The sequence below is a fragment of the Amycolatopsis umgeniensis genome (assembly GCF_014205155.1).
GTDB classification, from domain to species: Bacteria; Actinomycetota; Actinomycetes; order Mycobacteriales; family Pseudonocardiaceae; genus Amycolatopsis; species Amycolatopsis umgeniensis.
The window spans coordinates 1,932,194-1,951,242 of record NZ_JACHMX010000001.1 but is presented as its reverse complement, the minus strand read 5'-3'; the positions used below and the strand labels follow the sequence as shown (position 1 = coordinate 1,951,242).

The window sequence follows — 19,049 nt, the reverse complement described above, 5'->3', positions numbered from 1 at the left end:
GTCCGCTTACGACCGTACTCCAGGTCAGGGCAGGTGGTGGGTCTCGTGAGTGGTGAGGACGGTTGGAGCCGTCCTTCACCACTCACGAGACCTGGCGCGGGGCGGACCGCCCGGTACCGCCCCGCGGGTCTCAGCGAAGCCGTGCGAGTGTCTCCGGCTTCAGCAGCTTCGCCAGTTCTTCGGCGGGGAGAAGGCCCTTCTCGACGACGAGTTCAGCCACTCCGCGCCCGGTCTCCAGCGCTTCCTTGGCGATCTCGGTCGCCGCCGCGTACCCGATGCTCGGGTTCAGCGCGGTCACCAGCCCGATCGAGTTCTCGACGTAACCCCGCATCACGTCGGCGTTCGCGGTGATCCCGGAAACGCACCGTTCCGCCAGCACCACGCAGGCCGACCGCAGATGTGTGATGCTCTCCGAAAGCGAGTGCAGGATCAGCGGCTCGAAGGCGTTGAGCTGCAACTGCCCGGCCTCCGCCGCCATCGTGACGGCGACGTCGTTGCCGATGACCTCGAAAGCGACCTGGTTGACCACTTCGGGGATCACCGGGTTGATCTTGCCCGGCATGATCGACGACCCGGCCTGCACCGGCGGCAGGTTGATCTCGTTCAGCCCGGCCCGCGGTCCCGACGAGAGCAGCCGCAGATCGTTGCAGCTCTTCGAAAGTTTCACCGCGATGCGCTTGAGGACACCGGAAAGGTGCACGAAGGCACCGCAGTCCTGCGTCGCCTCGACGAGATCGGCGGCGCTCACGACGGGCAGCCCGGTGATCTCGCGCAGCTGTGCGACGGCGGCTTCGGCGTATCCGGGCGCGGCGTTGAGGCCGGTGCCGATCGCGGTCGCGCCGAGGTTGATCTCGTGCAGCAGCGCCACCGCTTCGGTGAGCCGCAGCCGGTCTTCGCCGAGCATGATCGCGTAGGTCCCGAATTCCTGCCCCAGCGTCATCGGGACCGCGTCCTGCAGCTGGGTCCGGCCCATCTTCAGCAGATCGTGGAACTCGACGGCCTTGGCGGCGAACGCGCGCTCCAGCACGGTCATCGCTTCGGCCAGTTCGCGGACGGCGATGATCGTCGCGACGTTGACCGCTGTCGGATAGGCGTCGTTCGTGGACTGCCCGAGGTTCACGTGCTCGTTCGGGTGCACTCGGGCGTAGTCGCCCTTCTCGTGTCCGAGCAGTTCGAGCGCGCGGTTCGCGATCACCTCGTTGGCGTTCATGTTCGTCGAGGTGCCCGCGCCGCCCTGGATGACGTCGACGACGAACTCCTCGTGCAGCGCGCCTTCCCGGATCTCCCGGCACGCGCGGCAGATCGCGTCGGCGACGTCCGGGCTCAGCAGGCCGAGGCCGGCGTTGGCGCGGGCGGCGGCCTCCTTGACCGAGGCGAGCGCCTCGATCAGATGCGGGTACGCGGAGATCGCGGTGCCGGTGATGGGGAAGTTCTCCCTGGCGCGCGCGGTGTGCACACCCCAGTAGGCGTCGGCCGGAACTTCCTTGTCTCCCAGCAGATCGTGTTCCACGCGGTGCATCGAAGGCTCCTCAGGCGGCAAGGTGGTGTCCGGCCAGCGCGTCCGTCACGCGCAAACCGGAGGTCGGCTCCAGTACGTCCTGCTCGACGCCGCACAGCGCCAGCGCGGCGGCGAGCACCGGCCGCCGGGCCCGGTCACCGCCGTCGGCGATCTTGATCGCGATCGCCGTGCCGTCCGGCAGCGCGGCGACCTGGACGGCTTCGAAACCGTCCTTCGCGATCAGGCCGGGAACCGCGCGCATGAGCGCGGTGACGTCGCGGCGGGTACCGGCGACCAGTTCCGGATACTTCCGGATCCCTTCGGCCACAAGGCCTTCCGGGGTTTCCGGCGCGGCGGCGGCGATCTTGCCGACGGCTCGGGCGAGCCCGCGCAGCGAGACCGCGAACAGGGGAGCGCCGCACCCATCGACGGCGACCTTGGGGATCCGTTGCCCGGCCAGGTCCTCGACGCAGTCCGCGATCGCGCGCTGCAGCGGATGTCCCGGATCCAGGTAGTCCTTTGTGGACCAGCCGTGCAGGCGGCAGGTCGCGAGCATCGCCGCGTGCTTGCCGGAACAGTTGTGCGCCAGCCTCGAAGCCGTCCGTCCCGTGGCGACCCAGGCGTCCCGTTCGACCGGGTCGAACGGCAGATCCTCGGGCGTCCGCAGATCCGCGGCGGTGAGCGCGGCGCCGTCCAACGTCCTGAGAACCTCCGAAAGGTGGATTTCCTCGCCCGAGTGGCTGGCCGCGCCGACGGCGAATCCCGCCGGGCTCAAGTCCACCCCGAGTCGGGCCATCGCGGTGGCCTGCAAGGGTTTCGCCGCCGAACGCGGATAGAACGCCGCCTCGATGTCGCCCGCCGAGAACAGGACACGGCCGTCGGGCGCCAGGATCACGGCCGAACCGTGGTGCACCCCCTCGACCATTCCGTCGCGGAGGAGGTGCACCAGCGGTTCGTGCGCGGGAACGCGGATCTCGGGGATCACAGCTTCGTCTTTTCGAAGACGTCCATGTTGATCCGCTTGCGCACCCCGAACCAGCCCGCCACCAGCGCGAGCGCGATGACCGGCAGGCAGAACAGGGTGATCCGGCCGACCTCGTCGAAGCCCATCAGCACGATGACGGCGACGAGGAAGAGCAGCGTCGCGATCTCGGTGTAGGGCGAGAACGGCAGCCGGTACGACGGGCGCTCCACCTCGCCGCGCTTGGCCTTGCGCACGAACATCAGGTGGGACAGCACGATGATCGCCCAGGTGCCGAGGATGCCGACGGCCGCGAAGTTCAGCACGATCTCGAAGGCCTGGCTGGGCACGACGGCGTTCAGGCCGACACCGACCACGCAGACCGCGGCGGTGAGCAGGATCCCGCCGTAGGGCACGTGGTTCTTGTTCATCACGCCGGTGAACTTCGGCGCGGATCCGGCCAGCGACATCGACCGCAGGATGCGGCCGGTCGAGTAGAGCCCCGAGTTCAGGCTGGACAGCGCCGCCGTCAGCACCACCAGGTTCATCACGTTGCCCGCCTGCGGCACCCCGATGTGCGAGAGCACGGTGACGAACGGGCTCTCGTTCTTCGAGTAGGAGTCCCACGGCATCAGCATCGCCAGCAGGACCACCGATCCGACGTAGAAGATCCCGATCCGCCACATGATCGAGTTGATCGCCTTCGGCATGATCTTGCGGGGGTTCTCCGTCTCACCGGCGGCGACGCCGACCAGTTCGACAGAGGCGTACGCGAACACGACACCCTGGACGATCAGCACCATCGGCAGCAGCCCGGCGGGGAAGATGCCGCCGTTGTCGGAAATCAGCGAGAAACCGGGGGTCTGGCCGTCGATCGGCTGCTGGGTGACCAGCAGGAAGATCCCGATCCCCATGAAGGTCACCAGCGCGGCGACCTTGATGATGGCGAACCAGAACTCCATCTCGCCGAACAGCTTGACCGACACCATGTTCAGCGCCAGCACCACCGCGAGCGCGATGAGCGCCAGCACCCACTGCGGGATCGGCGTGAAGAAAGACCAGAAATGCGCGTACAGCGCGATCGCGGTGATGTCCGCGATACCGGTCGTCGACCAGTTCAGGAAGTGCATCCAGCCCGCGACGAAAGCGCCCTTCTCGCCCATGAACTCCCGGGCGTAGGAAACGAAGGCGCCCGATGAGGGGCGGTACAGGATGAGTTCGCCGAGCGAACGCACCACGAAGAACGCGAAAAGGCCGCAGACCGCGTACACGATCGCCAACGCGGGGCCCGCCTGCGCGAGCCGTCCGCCCGCGCCGAGGAACAGGCCGGTGCCGATGGCGCCACCGATCGCGATCATGTTGACGTGGCGGGGCTTCAACGCCTTGTCGTAGCCGGCGTCACCGGCGTCGGCCGGCACCGGCGCGGTGTCCGCGCTGAGGGTCTGTTCGGTCACGGTGTCAGTCGTCCTTGTTCTGGTGCGTCGTGTGGCCGGGCCGCACGATGGTGGTGAGGGCGTTCTCGACGTGCTCGAGATGAGAGGTCATCGCCGCGACGGCGTCCGCTTCGGAACCGGAGGCGATGGCGGTGACGATCTCACGGTGCTCGGTGTTCGACCGGGTCCGACGGCCACCCAATTGGTTGAGAAAAGAGGACTGGCGGGCCAGCGCGTCCCGGATCTCCTCGATGACCTTGCCGAACACCGGGTTTCCCGAGGCCTGGGCGATGGTGATGTGGAACAGGGAGTCCAGCGCCACCCACGCGGTGTTGTCGGTTTCGAGGTCCATCCGCTCGACGAGGTGGCCGAGCAGGTCGAGGTCGTCGGTGCTGCGCCGCAAGGCCGCGTACCCGGCGACGGGGATCTCGACGTGGCGCCGGACCTCGAACAGGTCACGGGCCGAGTAGGTCCCGAAGGTGGGGTTCTCGACCGGCCCGCTGGCGGTCACGAAGGTCCCTTTGCCCGTTTTGGACACGGTGAGCCCGAGCGCCTGCAGTCCCCGCAGCGCTTCGCGGACGACCGAACGGCTGACCTCGAACTCCTTGCCGAGCGCGGATTCCGACGGCAGCTTGTGGCCGATCTCGTACTCGCCGCGCTCGATGGCGCCGCGAAGGTGGGCCAGAACGGCCTCCATCGCGCTGACGCGTCGTGGACCACCGTGTCCGGCTGTCTGGCTGTCAGACAGGTTCATGAGACGAGATCGTGCGGTCGGCTCAACGCTTTGTCAAGCGATCAGCCGAGGTCTCGGATCCATCCTGCGAGGTCGGCCTCGACGGGGTAATCGGAAGCCGTACTGGGCGCTTTCGCAGCCGCGAAGCTCTGTCGTGACACCGGATTTCCTCGCTGGGGTGGCCAGTGTCACACGCAGCGCGGTACCGGTCTGGGGCGAGGTGAAGGACCCCTTCCCACGCAGCCGCCGTTCTTGACCCCGCTTGAAGTACATGAAGGCCCCCTTCCTTGCTAAGCGCAAGGAAGGGGGCCTTCATGTACTTGGGAGCCGCGTGAAGGACCCCTTCCCGCGGCTCCGGTGTGGCTGCTGGGGCGGGCGTGGCGATCCGCAGGTCCGTGAAGGGCCCCTTCCCTACCTTCAGGGTAGGCAAGGGGCCCTTCACGGAAGCAGTCAGAACCCAGCAGGTACCTGAGGCAGGGCGGTCCTAACCCGGATCACACCCGTGTCATACCCGTTTGAGCGCGATCACCGGGAACGGCCGGCTGGTCATCGACTGGTGCTCTGCCAGCCGCGGGAACGCCTTCGCCTGCTTCGCGAACAGACGGTCCCGAGCCGCTCCGGTGATCTCGGCCGCGTGGGCGGTGAAGGCCTCTCCGTCCGCCTCGACGTCGACGGACGGCTCCGCGACCAGGTTGCGGTACCAGTCCGGATGTCCGGGAGCACCTCCGTTCGCGGCGAACACGACGTAGCGGTCGTCGTCGGCCAGGAACAGCATCGGCGTCACGTGCCGTCGTCCGGTGCGGGCGCCGGTGGTGGTGAGCAGCAGTGTCGGGAGCCCCTCCCCGTGGCGGCCGTTCGCGCGGAACTCCGCGATCACGCGTTCGTTCATGGCCTGCAGGTCGATCATCAACTCTCCGGGCGGTTCGGTGATCTTGGCGGCTGGTCAGTCTGCCCATCCGCGCCCAGGTCGGCAAGCACTTTTGGATCATGGCTGCTCACGACGCCGAAAACTGTCGGTGCCGCTGGCGATACTGATCGTGTGTCCCCCGTCAGCCGTGGCCGCAGGCCCGCCAAACGACCGAAGAACCAGCGTTCCCACCGGACGCGTACGCCACTGGACGTGGCCAGGGTGGAGCGCTGGCCGAAGCTGCTTCACGGACCGATCGAGCTGTCGGACTGTGTCGTCCAAGGCCAGGTGGATCAGGACTGGGTGGTCCTGGCCGCCACGCTGACCGCGGGCAAACGCTCGGTCGGTGTCGAGGTGATGGTCAACGATCGCGAGGTCGACGTGATCGAGCTCCACCCAGACCCCGCGGACGCCCTGGCGGTGCCTCGCGGTGGCTTCGAGGTGACAGAGGCACCGCTGACACCCGAGGAGTTCCGAAGCCAGGTCGAAGCCGCGCTGATCGCCAAGGCGGATCGCGACGCCTGGTTTCGGGAAAGGGTCCCCAAACTCCTGGAGCTGGGGACAGATCCGAGGCCCGATCTGCCCGAGCGCGCGGCCCAGCTGCGCCGATGGCTCGGTCTTCCCGCCTACGAACCGCTGCCCCGCTTGTCGTCGGCCGATCCGTTGCCGCTCGTCCTGCCCTCGCCCATGCCGGTCACCGGACTCCGGCTGACGGTCGCCCTGTCCGAGCTGGACGACGCGATCTGGCGACGGCTCGAAGTCCGCTCCGACGTCACCCTCGCCGGGCTGCACCGGATCCTCGCGGCCGCGTTCGACCGCGACGAGCGGCGGTATCACCGGTTCGAGACCGCGTACGGCGGCTTCAGCGCCGACGCCCAGAGCGGTGAGGGTGACCGTCTGGACGACGAAGTGACCCTGGGGCAGGTCATCACCTCGCCCGGCCACAGGCTCGTCTACGAGTCGGGGCACTGGAGGCACTGGATCCGCGTCGAACGGACGGTCGCCCTCCCCGAAGCGCCGAGCTGCCTCGACGGCGAACGCGCCGCCCCGCCGTCGGAATGCGAAGACGCGAGCGGCTACGAGACGTTGCTGGAGGCGCTGCGCGATCCGTACGACGAAGAGAACGAAGTACTGCTCGATGAGCTGGGCGGCCACGGGTTCGATCCGGAGTGGTTCGACAAGGAGGTGGTCGACGAGCGGCTGTCCCGGCTCGGCTGACCCAGCGCCCCGTTCGGGGGTAACCGAGGTCATCGCGAAACCCGCGCCGCGTGGGTGCTTGGCGACGGCTCGTCGGAGGTACAGACTGGCCCTCGCCGAGGTGCTGGCCCGCCCGGGCGCCGAGTTTCTCCGGCGCATAAGGTGGGAGGACCGGCCCGCGTCACGCAGCCAGGGATCCGTCTGCCTAGGGGAGGTTTTCGCTGGTGTCGAACGATTCCTTCGTCCACCTGCATGTGCACACCGAGTACTCGATGCTCGACGGTGCGGCGAAGATCGCCCCCTTGTTCAAGGAGGCGGCGCGGCTGGGCATGCCCGCGGTCGGGATGACCGACCACGGCAACATGTACGGCGCGGACGAGTTCTACCAGCAGGCGGTCAAGCACGAGCTCAAGCCGATCATCGGCATCGAGGCCTACGTCGCGCCGGAGAGCCGCTTCCACAAGAAGCCGGTGTTCTGGGGTCAGGCCAACCAGCGTGGCTCCGACGAGTTCGGTGAAGGCGGCGACGTCTCGGGTAGCGGTTCGTACACCCACATGACGATGCTCGCCGCGAACGCGACAGGGCTGCGGAACCTGTTCAAGCTCTCGTCGCTCGCGAGCATGCAGGGCTACTACCGCAAGCCCCGGATGGACCGCGAGCTGATCTCGGAGAACCACGAAGGCATCATCGCGACCACCGGCTGCCCGTCCGGTGAGGTGCAGACGCGCCTCCGGCTGGGGCAGCGCACCGAAGCGATCCAGGCCGCGTCGGACTACAAGGACATCTTCGGCGGCGAGAACTTCTTCCTCGAGCTGATGGACCACGGCCTGCCGATCGAGCGGTCGGTCCGCGAGGGCCTGCTCGAGATCGGCAAGCTGCTCGACATCCGGCCGCTGGCCACGAACGACTCGCACTACGTCACCAAGGACCAGGCCGACACGCACTCCGCACTGCTGTGCGTGCAGGCGGGCAAGACGCTGAACGATCCGAACCGGTTCAAGTTCGACGGTGACGGCTACTACCTGAAGTCGGCCGCCGACATGCGGGAGTACTGGGACAAGGAAGTCCCCGGCGCCGCCGACTCGACGCTGTTGATCGCCGAGCGCGTCGAGTCCTACAAGGACGTGTACACGCACAAGGACCGGCTGCCGTTCTTCGGGGTTCCCGAGGGTTACGACCAGGGCACTTGGCTGCGGGAAGAGGTCGCGCGCGGCCTCAAGTGGCGATACCCGGAGGGTGTCCCGGACGAGTACTACAACGAGCGCATCGAGATCGAGCTCGACGTCATCATCGGGAAGGGCTTCCCCGCCTACTTCCTCATCGTCGCCGACCTCATCAACTACGCCCGCAAGGTCGGCATCCGCGTCGGCCCCGGCCGTGGTTCGGCCGCCGGTTCGCTGGTCGCGTACGTCCTCGGTATCACCAACCTGGACCCGATCCCGCAGAAACTGCTGTTCGAGCGGTTCCTGAACCCCGAGCGCGTTTCGATGCCCGATATCGACATCGACTTCGACGACCGCCGACGCGGCGAGATGATCCGCTACGCCACCGACAAGTACGGCGTCGACAAGGTCGCGCAGGTCATCACCTTCGGCACCATTAAGACCAAGGCGGCCATCAAGGACTCCGCCCGCGTCCACTTCGGCCAGCCGGGGTACGCGATCGCGGACCGGATCTCGAAGGCGCTGCCGCCGCCGATCATGGCGAAGGACATCCCGCTCTCGGGCATCGTCGACTCCAAGCACGAGCGCTACGGCGAGGCCGCCGAGGTCCGCGCGCTCGTCGAGACCGACGAAGAGTGCAAGACGATCTTCGAGACCGCCCGCGGCCTCGAAGGCCTGATCCGCAACGCCGGCGTCCACGCCTGCGCGGTCATCATGTCCTGTGACCCGCTGACCGACGCCATCCCGCTGTGGCAGCGTGACGACGGCTCGATCATCACCGGCTGGGACTACCCGTCGTGCGAGAACATCGGCCTGCTCAAGATGGACTTCCTGGGCCTGCGGAACCTCACCGTCATCGGTGACGCGATCGACAACATCAAGACCAACCGCGGGGTCGACATCGACCTCGACACCCTCGGCGTCGAAGACCCGGAGACGTACAAGCTGCTCGCCAGGGGGGACACGCTCGGCGTGTTCCAGCTGGACGGCGGGCCCATGCGGGATCTGCTGCGCCGGATGCAGCCGACGGTGTTCGACGACATCGTGGCGGTGGGCGCGCTGTACCGCCCCGGCCCGATGGGCATGAACGCGCACAACGACTACGCCGACCGGAAGAACAATCGGCAGAAGGTCAAGCCGATCCACCCGCAGCTCGAGGAGCCCCTGAAGGAGATCCTGGCCGACACCTACGGCCTGATCGTCTATCAGGAGCAGATCATGCACATCGGCCAGAAGGTGGCCGGATACACGATGGGCCGCGCGGACGTGCTCCGCCGGGCCATGGGTAAGAAGAAGAAGGAAGTCCTCGATCTCGAGTACGAGGGCTTCGAGGCCGGGATGAAGGCCAGCTCGCTGATCGAAGGCGGGTTCTCGCCGGAAGCGGTGAAGGCGCTCTGGGACACGATCCTCCCGTTCGCCGGCTACGCGTTCAACAAGAGCCACGCGGCCGCGTACGGCCTGATCTCCTACTGGACCGCGTACCTCAAGGCGAACTTCACGCCGGAGTACATGGCCGCGCTGCTCACCTCGGTCGGTGACAACAAGGACAAATCCGCGGTCTACCTCTCCGAGTGCCGCCGCCTCGGGATCAAGGTCCTCCCGCCGGACGTCAACGAGTCGGCGCTGAGGTTCGCGGCCGTCGGGGAGGACATCCGCTTCGGCATGGGTGCCGTCCGCAACGTCGGCGCGAACGTCGTCGAGTCGATCATCAAGACCCGCGAGGAGAAGGGGAAGTACTCCACCTTCACCGACTTCCTCGACAAATCCGAACTGGTGGCCTGCAACAAGCGGGTCATCGAATCGCTGATCAAGGCCGGCGGGTTCGACTCGCTCGGCAACACGCGGCTCTCGATGATCCAGGTGCACGAGGACGCGGTCGAGGCCGTGGTCCCGCTCAAGCGCCAGGAGGCGATGGGCCAGTTCGACCTCTTCGGTTTCGGCGGGGACGACGACGCCGAGGCCGTGTCCTCTTCGCCGCTCGCGCACCTGAAGTTCGGCGAGGAGGAGTATCCGCGCAAGCAGCTTCTGGCCTACGAACGGGAGATGCTCGGCCTGTACGTCTCGGCGCATCCGCTGGACGGCGCCGAGCGCATCCTGCGCAAACACGCGCCGAGGCCGATCGCCGCGATCATCGCCGACCCGCCCAAGGAAGGCGAGCTGATCATCTCCGGGCTGATCACCTCGCTGGAGCGCCGGGTCAACAAGAAGGGCGAGCCCTGGGCGATCTGCACGGTCGAGGACATGGACGCCTCGCTGGAGGTCCTCTACTTCCCGAAGTCGTACGCGATGTTCTCCGCCGACCTCATCGAGGACAACGCGGTCCTGGTCAAGGGCCGGGTGAACTGGCGCGAGGACAAGATGTCCATCTTCGGCGGCGGGCTCGTGCCGCTCGACCTGTCCGAGATCGGCAACGGTGACGACGACCTGCCGCTCGTCCTGCTGGCCGCGGCGGAGAAGATCGACCAGTCGGTGGTCAGCGAGCTGAAGCAGACCCTGTTGGCGCACAAGGGCGAAACCCCGGTGCACCTCAAGCTGGTCGGCAAGAACCAGACCGTCTTCGCGCTCTACGACTATCCGGTCAAGGTGACGTCGATGCTGATCGGTGAGCTCAAGGGCATCCCCGGGATCGCCGCCAGCACCTGATGAGCACCTACGAACCCGACCCGCGGCGCTGGAAGGCGCTCGCCGTCTCCCTCGCCGCCGGGTTCATGGGCCTGCTCGACGTCAGCATCGTCAACACGGCGCTGCCCTCGATCCAGAAGGACCTCGGCGCGTCGAGCGGCGGGATCCAGTGGGTCGTCTCCGGCTACGCGCTGGCCTTCGGGCTGGTGCTGGTGACCGGCGGCAGACTCGGCGACGCGCTCGGCCGCCGCCGCATGTTCCTGTTCGCGCTCGCCGCGTTCGTGCTGACCAGCGCGTTCGCCGGCGCGGCGCCGGACGAGACGACACTGGTCATCGCGCGGCTCCTGCAGGGTGTCGCGTCGGGCATGATGACGCCGCAGAACAGCGGGATGATCCAGGACCTGTTCCGCGGCGCGGAGCGAGGCCGCGCGTTCGGCATGTTCGGTGCCACCGTCGGGATCTCGACCGCCGTCGGGCCGGTGCTCGGAGGCGTGATCCTCGCCGTCTTCGGCGACCCGGAAGGCTGGCGCTGGGTCTTCTACGTGAACGTGCCCATCGGGATCCTCGCGTTCATCCTGGCCTTGAGATGGCTCCCGAAGGCAGAGAGCCCGGTGAGAAGCCTGCGCGGCGAGATCGATTTCGTCGGCATCATGCTGCTGGGCGTCGCCGTACTCGGGGTCCTGCTCCCGTTGATCGAATCCGAACAGGGCGGGCTCAGCAGCCTGTGGTGGCTGTTCGTCGTCGCGGTGGTCTTCGGTTTCGCGTTCGTGCGCTGGGAACGCTCGATGGTGCGGCGCGGCCGTCCGCCGCTGCTGGACACGCGGTTGTTCACCGGCACCCCCGGATACGCCACGGGTGCCGCCGTCGGCGCGCTGTACTTCAGCGGGTTCACCGGTATGTGGCTGGTCTTCGCCATCTTCTTCCAGCAGGGACTCGGTTACACGCCGCTGCAGTCCGGACTCGCCGTCACCTCCTTCGCCCTCGGCTCGGCCGTGTCGGCGGCGATCGCGGGACGGCTGGTGCCGAAGTGGGGACGCAAGCTCACCGTCACCGGGCTGGTCATGGTGATCGCCGGGATGCTGTCGATCGCCTTCCTCGCCGGTCAGGATCCCGGCCCCGCGGCGGGCTGGTGGTTCGCGCTGCCGCTGCTCGTCGGCGGGATCGGCGGCGGCATGGTCATTTCGCCCAACACCACGCTGACCCTGGAATGCGTGCCGACGTCGATGGCCGGCGTGGCCGGGGGAGCGTTGCAGACCGGCCAGCGGATCGGCACCGCGATCGGCACGGTCGTCCTGGCCTCGGTCTTCCATGCGGTACTGGGCGCGAACGGCGGCTATCCGTGGGCGCTGACGGTGGCGATGCTGTGCGCCGCGGCCTTGACCTGCTCGGCGCTCTTACTCGCCGTGATCGAGCTCCGCGCGCGCCGGAACAGGCGCTTGCTCACTGAGCGGGAGGAAGCCGACAGGGCCGCCGCCGACAGTCAACGCGGCTGAGTCATCCAGGCGTGCCGACGACTACGGTCGGCGAGAGCGGATGCTCCATCCGAGTGACTGACGTCGTCAAGCTCTGGTGCTACTCAGAGCAACCGGGTACACCTTACGGAGCCTTCACTGCTGTGTCTTGGCTACCGACAGTGGTATTTCTGTCGATCGATCGGGGATGGATCGATCGGCTGGAGCGATCGTGGTGAGTCCGGAGTTCTCAGGAATGGACACCCACGGTCACGAGCCGGTGGACGGCCGTCGGCGTCCGCGGGGGACCGTACGGCGGCACCCGGCTCACCACCACTGACCAGCCGAGCGCCGGTGAAGCAATCGCGCGGGTGGGTCCGCGCGGGGACGCCTGGGGAGGTGCACCCGGCCCGGACCCACCCGCCGCGCGTTTCTCCGAGTGTGTGAACCGCCTCCGGCTGCGAAGATCTTCGCGAGTTCGAGATTGCGAGGAGCACCGATGGCGGAGAATTCTGTGGGGCGGAATCGACTGCGGGTCTGGTACCGGCCCATGCGGATGCGGGATTCGGGTGAAGGGCATCGGGTCGCGACCCCGCTGGAGCTGCTGTTCGACCTGTGTTTCGTGGTCGCCGTCGCGCAGGCCGCGGCCGGCCTGCACCACGCGATCGCCGAGAACCACATCGGGCACGGGGTGCTCAGCTTCGGGATGGTGTTCTTCGCGATCTGGTGGGGCTGGCTGAACTTCAGCTGGTTCGCGTCGTCGTTCGACACCGACGATGTCCCGTATCGGCTGGTGACGCTGGTGCAGATCGCAGGCGGGCTGACCGTCGCCGCAGGCGTCTCGTCGGCCTTCGAGGGCGACTTCAAGATCATGGTGGCCGGCTACGTCCTGATGCGGCTCGCGATGGTCGTCCAATGGCTGCGCGCCGCGCGGACCGATCCGGAATGCCGCCCGGCCGCCCTCCGGTACGCCGTCGGCATCACGATCGTCCAGATCCTGTGGATCGTCCGCCTCGGTTTGCCGGAGTCACTGGCACTGCCGTCGTTCTTCCTGCTCTTGCTGGCCGAGCTCGCGGTCCCGGTGATCGCCGAACGCAAACGCTGGACGGGCTGGCACCCGCATCACATCGCCGAGCGCTATGGCCTGTTCACGATCATCGTGCTGGGTGAATCCATCCTCGGCGCGACCACGGCGGTCAAGGAAGGGCTCGACGAAGGTGAGCACACCGGCAGCCTGATCTCGCTCGCCGCGGCGGGGCTCGTGCTGCTCTTCTCCCTGTGGTGGCTGTACTTCGACCAGCCGGGACACGCCAGGCTCGAGAAGGCCAAGAGCCTGTTCACCGTCGCGAGCTGGGGTTACGGGCACTACCTGATCTTCGCCTCGGCGGCCGCTCTCGGCGCCGGACTCGAAGTCGCGGTCGACTACGACACCCACACCGGGCACGTCGCCGCACTGCCCGCCGCCATGGCGACGACCGTGCCCGTCGCGATCTACCTGCTGAGCGTCTGGCTGATGCACATCGGGCCGACCAACGAATGCCGTCCGATCGCGATCGGCTTCCCGGTGACCGCCGCGCTCGTGCTCGCCGCGTCGTTCACTCCCGCGCCCATCCACATCACCGCCGGGCTCGCCGCCGCCCTCGTCGTGCTGACGGTCGTCGCGACGCACGGGGAGCCAGTTCCGGGTGAACCCAAGATCGACGCAGGTCAGAGCCTCGGCGCGAAAAAAGGGACCCCCCTGTAAAAGCCGTTTTCGGGCCGTGTAATGTTCTCTTCGTCGCCAGGGAAACCGAGCGGCCGCCGGGAACACGAACCAAGCTCCCACCGGATGGTGGTAGAGTGGGTGGTCCCGAACCGGAGAGGTAACCTTACCCCCCGCTGAAACGGCAGTTTCGAGCAGGTGTTAGGGTGTGCTCCGAACAAAAGCCAAGAAATAACTGCTTCGGATAAGGCCGGGTTTTGCCTGGTGCGATTCGGGGTGTGTTGCTTGAGAACTCAACAGTGTGCTAGTGAACTAAGCCAGTAGAGCTTATGTATTTGTAACCTCGTAAAGAGGTTCCTTTGAGAGCATTTATTTGCCTCGATCAAATTTGACATTGTTGGAGAGTTTGATCCTGGCTCAGGACGAACGCTGGCGGCGTGCTTAACACATGCAAGTCGAACGATGAAGCCTTCGGGTGGATTAGTGGCGAACGGGTGAGTAACACGTGGGCAATCTGCCCTGTACTTTGGGATAAGCCTGGGAAACTGGGTCTAATACCGGATATCACCATTCCTCGCATGGGGGGTGGTTGAAAGTTCTGGCGGTACAGGATGAGCCCGCGGCCTATCAGCTTGTTGGTGGGGTAATGGCCTACCAAGGCGACGACGGGTAGCCGGCCTGAGAGGGTGACCGGCCACACTGGGACTGAGACACGGCCCAGACTCCTACGGGAGGCAGCAGTGGGGAATATTGCACAATGGGCGAAAGCCTGATGCAGCGACGCCGCGTGAGGGATGACGGCCTTCGGGTTGTAAACCTCTTTCGCCAGGGACGAAGCGCAAGTGACGGTACCTGGATAAGAAGCACCGGCTAACTACGTGCCAGCAGCCGCGGTAATACGTAGGGTGCGAGCGTTGTCCGGAATTATTGGGCGTAAAGAGCTCGTAGGCGGTTTGTCGCGTCGTTCGTGAAAACTCCACGCTTAACGTGGAGCGTGCGGGCGATACGGGCAGACTTGAGTTCGGTAGGGGAGACTGGAATTCCTGGTGTAGCGGTGAAATGCGCAGATATCAGGAGGAACACCGGTGGCGAAGGCGGGTCTCTGGGCCGATACTGACGCTGAGGAGCGAAAGCGTGGGGAGCGAACAGGATTAGATACCCTGGTAGTCCACGCTGTAAACGTTGGGCGCTAGGTGTGGGCGACATCCACGTTGTCCGTGCCGTAGCTAACGCATTAAGCGCCCCGCCTGGGGAGTACGGCCGCAAGGCTAAAACTCAAAGGAATTGACGGGGGCCCGCACAAGCGGCGGAGCATGTGGATTAATTCGATGCAACGCGAAGAACCTTACCTGGGCTTGACATGCGCCAGACATCCCTAGAGATAGGGCTTCCCTTGTGGTTGGTGTACAGGTGGTGCATGGCTGTCGTCAGCTCGTGTCGTGAGATGTTGGGTTAAGTCCCGCAACGAGCGCAACCCTTATCCTACGTTGCCAGCGCGTTATGGCGGGGACTCGTGGGAGACTGCCGGGGTCAACTCGGAGGAAGGTGGGGATGACGTCAAGTCATCATGCCCCTTATGTCCAGGGCTTCACACATGCTACAATGGCTGGTACAGAGGGCTGCGATACCGCGAGGTGGAGCGAATCCCTTAAAGCCGGTCTCAGTTCGGATCGCAGTCTGCAACTCGACTGCGTGAAGTCGGAGTCGCTAGTAATCGCAGATCAGCAACGCTGCGGTGAATACGTTCCCGGGCCTTGTACACACCGCCCGTCACGTCATGAAAGTCGGTAACACCCGAAGCCCATGGCCCAACCCGCAAGGGGGGGAGTGGTCGAAGGTGGGACTGGCGATTGGGACGAAGTCGTAACAAGGTAGCCGTACCGGAAGGTGCGGCTGGATCACCTCCTTTCTAAGGAGCAACACATCCATCGTTCCCGGGATACCCGGAACCAGAATGATGGGGTGGCCGGAACTCAACATCCGAATGTGGTGTTGTTCTGGTTGCTCAAGGAATTGTGGAACTACTGGTTATGGCCTGAGGCCAGGTTGCCGGCAAGTGCGAGTACTGCTCCTTCGGGGGCGTGGAAAGTGTTCTGCCGGGTCTGGTCGATGATCGTTCACGAGCACGCTGTTGGGTCCTGAGGCAACACGCCGAGGGGCTGGACACAGTCCCAGGGACGTTTGTTTCTGGTGTGGTGTTTGAGAACTGTAGAGTGGATGCGAGCATCTTTGTGGTCAAGTTATTAAGGGCACATGGTGGATGTCTTGGCTTCAGGAGCCGATGAAGGACGTGGGAGGCTGCGATATGCCTCGGGGAGCTGTCAACCGAGCTGTGATCCGAGGATTTCCGAATGGGGAAACCCAGCACCAGTTATGTGGTGTTACCCGCATCTGAATATATAGGGTGTGTGGAGGGAACGCGGGGAAGTGAAACATCTCAGTACCCGTAGGAAGAGAAAACAACCGTGATTCCGTGAGTAGTGGCGAGCGAAAGCGGAAGAGGCTAAACCATGCACATGTCAAGCTGTCAGGCGTTGTGTGTGTGGTGTTGTGGGACCCGCCTTGAGGATTCTGACAAGTTCTCGGGTTTGCGCGTGTGTTAGTGGAACGCCTTGGGATGGGCGACCGGAGTGGGTGAGAGTCCCGTACGCGAAAACACATGTTAGTGAGCCTTGGTGGTGTTCCCGAGTAGCAGCGAGCTCGTGGAATTTGCTGTGAATCTGCCGGGACCACCCGGTAAGCCTAAATACTTCCTGAAGACCGATAGCGGACTAGTACCGTGAGGGAAAGATGAAAAGTACCCCGGGAGGGGAGTGAAAGAGTACCTGAAACCGTGTGCCTACAAGCCGTCAGAGCCCGAGCAGCATCTTTGATGTTTACGGTGATGGCGTGCCTTTTGAAGAATGAGCCTGCGAGTTAGTGCTGCGTGGCGAGGTTAACCCGTGTGGGGTAGCCGTAGCGAAAGCGAGTCTGAATAGGGCGTCTGAGTCGCGTGGTCTAGACCCGAAGCGGAGTGATCTACCCATGGCCAGGCTGAAGCGTCGGTAAGACGACGTGGAGGGCCGAACCCACTTAGGTTGAAAACTGAGGGGATGAGCTGTGGGTAGGGGTGAAAGGCCAATCAAACTCCGTGATAGCTGGTTCTCCCCGAAATGCATTTAGGTGCAGCGTCACATGTTTCACCACGGGGGTAGAGCTACTGGATGGTCTAGGGGCCTTACCGGGTTACCGAAATCAACCAAACTCCGAATACCGTGGTGTGAGAGTGTGGCAGTGAGACGGCGGGGGATAAGCTTCGTCGTCGAGAGGGAAACAGCCCAGAACACCAGCTAAGGCCCCCAAGTGTGTGCTCAGTGGGAAAGGATGTGGGATTGCCCAGACAACCAGGAGGTTGGCTTAGAAGCAGCCACCCTTGAAAGAGTGCGTAATAGCTCACTGGTCAAGTGGTCCTGCGCCGACAATGTAGCGGGGCTTAAGCACACCGCCGAAGCTGTGTCATTCACACATACAGATCGACGTGTCCCTTGAGGATCACGTCCAGTCGTGTGGATGGGTAGGGGAGCGTCCTGCATCCAGGGAAGCGGCGGCGGAAGCCAGTCGTGGAGGGTGTGGGAGTGAGAATGCAGGCATGAGTAGCGAATGCAGAGTGAGAAACTCTGCCGCCGGATGACCAAGGGTTCCTGGGCCAGGCTAATCCGCCCAGGGTAAGTCGGGACCTAAGGCGAGGCCGACAGGCGTAGTCGATGGATAACGGGTTGATATTCCCGTACCCGAGCACGTGCGCCCAGGATGAGGCGGTTGATACTAACCACCCAAAGCCAGTTACCAATGTCTTCGGACGGAGGTTTCTGTGTGGAGCGTGGGATCTGATTCCGTAGTAGTCGAGTGATGGGGTGACGCAGGAAGGTAGCTCCGCCAGTGAGTGGTAGTACTGGTGTAAGCGTGTAGGCCAGAGTGTAGGCAAATCCGCACTCTATTAAGGCTGAGACGTGATGCGTAGCCGATTGAGGTGAAGTAGAGTGATCCTATGCTGCCGAGAAAAGCCTCTAGCGAGTGCGTGCACGGCCCGTACCCCAAACCAACACAGGTGGTCAGGTAGAGAATACTAAGGCGATCGGGTGAACTGTGGTTAAGGAACTCGGCAAAATGCCCCCGTAACTTCGGGAGAAGGGGGGCCAAACACTCTGAAGTCCTTCGCGGACTAGGGGTGGGTGGCCGCAGAGACCAGCGGAAAGCGACTGTTTACTAAAAACACAGGTCCATGCGAAGTCGCAAGACGATGTATATGGACTGACGCCTGCCCGGTGCTGGAACGTTAAGAGGACCGGTTAACCTTTCGGGGTGAAGCTGAGAATTTAAGCGCCAGTAAACGGCGGTGGTAACTATAACCATCCTAAGGTAGCGAAATTCCTTGTCGGGTAAGTTCCGACCTGCACGAATGGCGTAACGACTTTCCGGCTGTCTCAACCACAGGCCCGGCGAAATTGCACTACGAGTAAAGATGCTCGTTACGCGCGGCAGGACGGAAAGACCCCGGGACCTTTACTATAGTTTGGTATTGGTTTTCGGTTCGGCTTGTGTAGGATAGGTGGGAGACTGTGAAGCTGGCACGCTAGTGTTGGTGGAGTCGTTGTTGAAATACCACTCTGGTCGGATTGGGAATCTGAACCTCGGACCATGATCTGGTTCAGGGACAGTGCCTGATGGGTAGTTTAACTGGGGCGGTTGCCTCCTAAAGAGTAACGGAGGCGCCCAAAGGTTCCCTCAGCCTGGTTGGCAATCAGGTGTTGAGTGCAAGTGCACAAGGGAGCTTGACTGTGAGACAGACATGTCGAGCAGGGACGAAAGTCGGGACTAGTGATCCGGCACCACCTGGTGGAAGGGGTGTCGCTCAACGGATAAAAGGTACCCCGGGGATAACAGGCTGATCTTGCCCAAGAGTCCATATCGACGGCATGGTTTGGCACCTCGATGTCGGCTCGTCGCATCCTGGGGCCGGAGTAGGTCCCAAGGGTTGGGCTGTTCGCCCATTAAAGCGGCACGCGAGCTGGGTTTAGAACGTCGTGAGACAGTTCGGTCCCTATCCGCCGCGCGCGTAGGATACTTGAGGAAGGCTGTCCCTAGTACGAGAGGACCGGGACGGACGAACCTCTGGTATGCCAGTTGTCACGCCAGTGGCATGGCTGGTTGGCCACGTTCGGAAGGGATAACCGCTGAAGGCATCTAAGCGGGAAGCCTGTTCCAAGATGAGGTATCCCACCCTTGATGGGTTAAGGCCCCCAACAGACCATTGGGTTGATAGGCCAGAAATGGAAGCACAGTAATGTGTTGTCGAGTTGACTGGTACTAATAGGCCGAGGACTTGCCCACAAAGATGTTACG

General features: G+C 64.3%; 9 protein-coding genes and 2 rRNA genes. 6 read left to right on the top strand and 5 right to left on the bottom strand.

The genetic code is table 11. The features are described 5' to 3' along the window. Positions 1-130 precede the first annotated feature (130 nt). The 5 genes from aspA to HDA45_RS08605 all read right to left on the bottom strand — a co-directional run bounded on the left by aspA (position 131) and on the right by HDA45_RS08605 (position 5,532). On the bottom strand, positions 131-1,519 hold the full coding sequence (aspA, locus tag HDA45_RS08625) for an aspartate ammonia-lyase (protein WP_184893496.1): 1,389 nt from the start codon (positions 1,517-1,519) through the stop codon (positions 131-133). Positions 1,520-1,529: 10 nt separating this feature from the next. Further along, positions 1,530-2,483: an asparaginase gene (locus HDA45_RS08620; protein WP_184893494.1), complete on the bottom strand. Its 954-nt coding sequence runs from the start codon at positions 2,481-2,483 to the stop codon at positions 1,530-1,532. After that, on the bottom strand, positions 2,480-3,913 hold the full coding sequence (locus tag HDA45_RS08615) for an amino acid permease (RefSeq protein WP_184893492.1): 1,434 nt from the start codon (positions 3,911-3,913) through the stop codon (positions 2,480-2,482). The genes HDA45_RS08620 and HDA45_RS08615 overlap by 4 nt, the downstream gene beginning before the upstream one ends. 4 nt (positions 3,914-3,917) lie before the next feature. Next, on the bottom strand, positions 3,918-4,589 hold the full coding sequence (locus tag HDA45_RS08610) for a FadR/GntR family transcriptional regulator (RefSeq protein WP_184905444.1): 672 nt from the start codon (positions 4,587-4,589) through the stop codon (positions 3,918-3,920). A gap of 541 nt (positions 4,590-5,130) precedes the next feature. Further along, positions 5,131-5,532: a nitroreductase/quinone reductase family protein gene (locus HDA45_RS08605; protein ID WP_184893491.1), complete on the bottom strand. Its 402-nt coding sequence runs from the start codon at positions 5,530-5,532 to the stop codon at positions 5,131-5,133. Positions 5,533-5,745: 213 nt separating this feature from the next. Here HDA45_RS08605 and HDA45_RS08600 point away from each other — a divergent pair, with 213 nt between their 5' ends. The 6 genes from HDA45_RS08600 to HDA45_RS08575 all read left to right on the top strand — a co-directional run bounded on the left by HDA45_RS08600 (position 5,746) and on the right by HDA45_RS08575 (position 19,037). Next, positions 5,746-6,750, top strand: coding sequence for a plasmid pRiA4b ORF-3 family protein (locus HDA45_RS08600; RefSeq protein ID WP_343072033.1), 1,005 nt, complete (start codon positions 5,746-5,748; stop codon positions 6,748-6,750). Positions 6,751-6,953: 203 nt separating this feature from the next. Further along, the gene (gene dnaE, locus HDA45_RS08595) at positions 6,954-10,535 is read left to right on the top strand and encodes a DNA polymerase III subunit alpha (protein WP_184893489.1); all 3,582 of its coding nucleotides are present in this window, start codon (positions 6,954-6,956) and stop codon (positions 10,533-10,535) included. Beyond that, positions 10,535-12,007 (top strand): MFS transporter, encoded by a 1,473-nt coding sequence (locus HDA45_RS08590; protein ID WP_184893487.1) that lies wholly within the window; start codon positions 10,535-10,537, stop codon positions 12,005-12,007. The genes dnaE and HDA45_RS08590 overlap by 1 nt, the downstream gene beginning before the upstream one ends. Before the next feature lie 457 nt (positions 12,008-12,464). Then, positions 12,465-13,709 (top strand): low temperature requirement protein A, encoded by a 1,245-nt coding sequence (locus HDA45_RS08585; RefSeq protein ID WP_184893485.1) that lies wholly within the window; start codon positions 12,465-12,467, stop codon positions 13,707-13,709. Positions 13,710-14,061: 352 nt separating this feature from the next. After that, a 16S ribosomal RNA gene (locus tag HDA45_RS08580) occupies positions 14,062-15,576 on the top strand. A gap of 324 nt (positions 15,577-15,900) precedes the next feature. Beyond that, a 23S ribosomal RNA gene (locus HDA45_RS08575) occupies positions 15,901-19,037 on the top strand. Together the 16S and 23S rRNA genes form the textbook arrangement of a ribosomal RNA operon. Positions 19,038-19,049: the final 12 nt, after the last annotated feature.

Excerpts from the sequence above, each read along its gene's own strand:
- HDA45_RS08585 (WP_184893485.1), top strand. The coding sequence starts at position 12,465 with ATGGCGGAGAATTCTGTGGGGCGGAATCGACTGCGGGTCTGGTACCGG.
- aspA (WP_184893496.1), bottom strand. The coding sequence starts at position 1,519 with ATGCACCGCGTGGAACACGATCTGCTGGGAGACAAGGAAGTTCCGGCC.
- HDA45_RS08590 (WP_184893487.1), top strand. The coding sequence starts at position 10,535 with ATGAGCACCTACGAACCCGACCCGCGGCGCTGGAAGGCGCTCGCCGTC.
- HDA45_RS08605 (WP_184893491.1), bottom strand. The coding sequence starts at position 5,532 with ATGATCGACCTGCAGGCCATGAACGAACGCGTGATCGCGGAGTTCCGC.
- HDA45_RS08610 (WP_184905444.1), bottom strand. The coding sequence starts at position 4,589 with ATGGAGGCCGTTCTGGCCCACCTTCGCGGCGCCATCGAGCGCGGCGAG.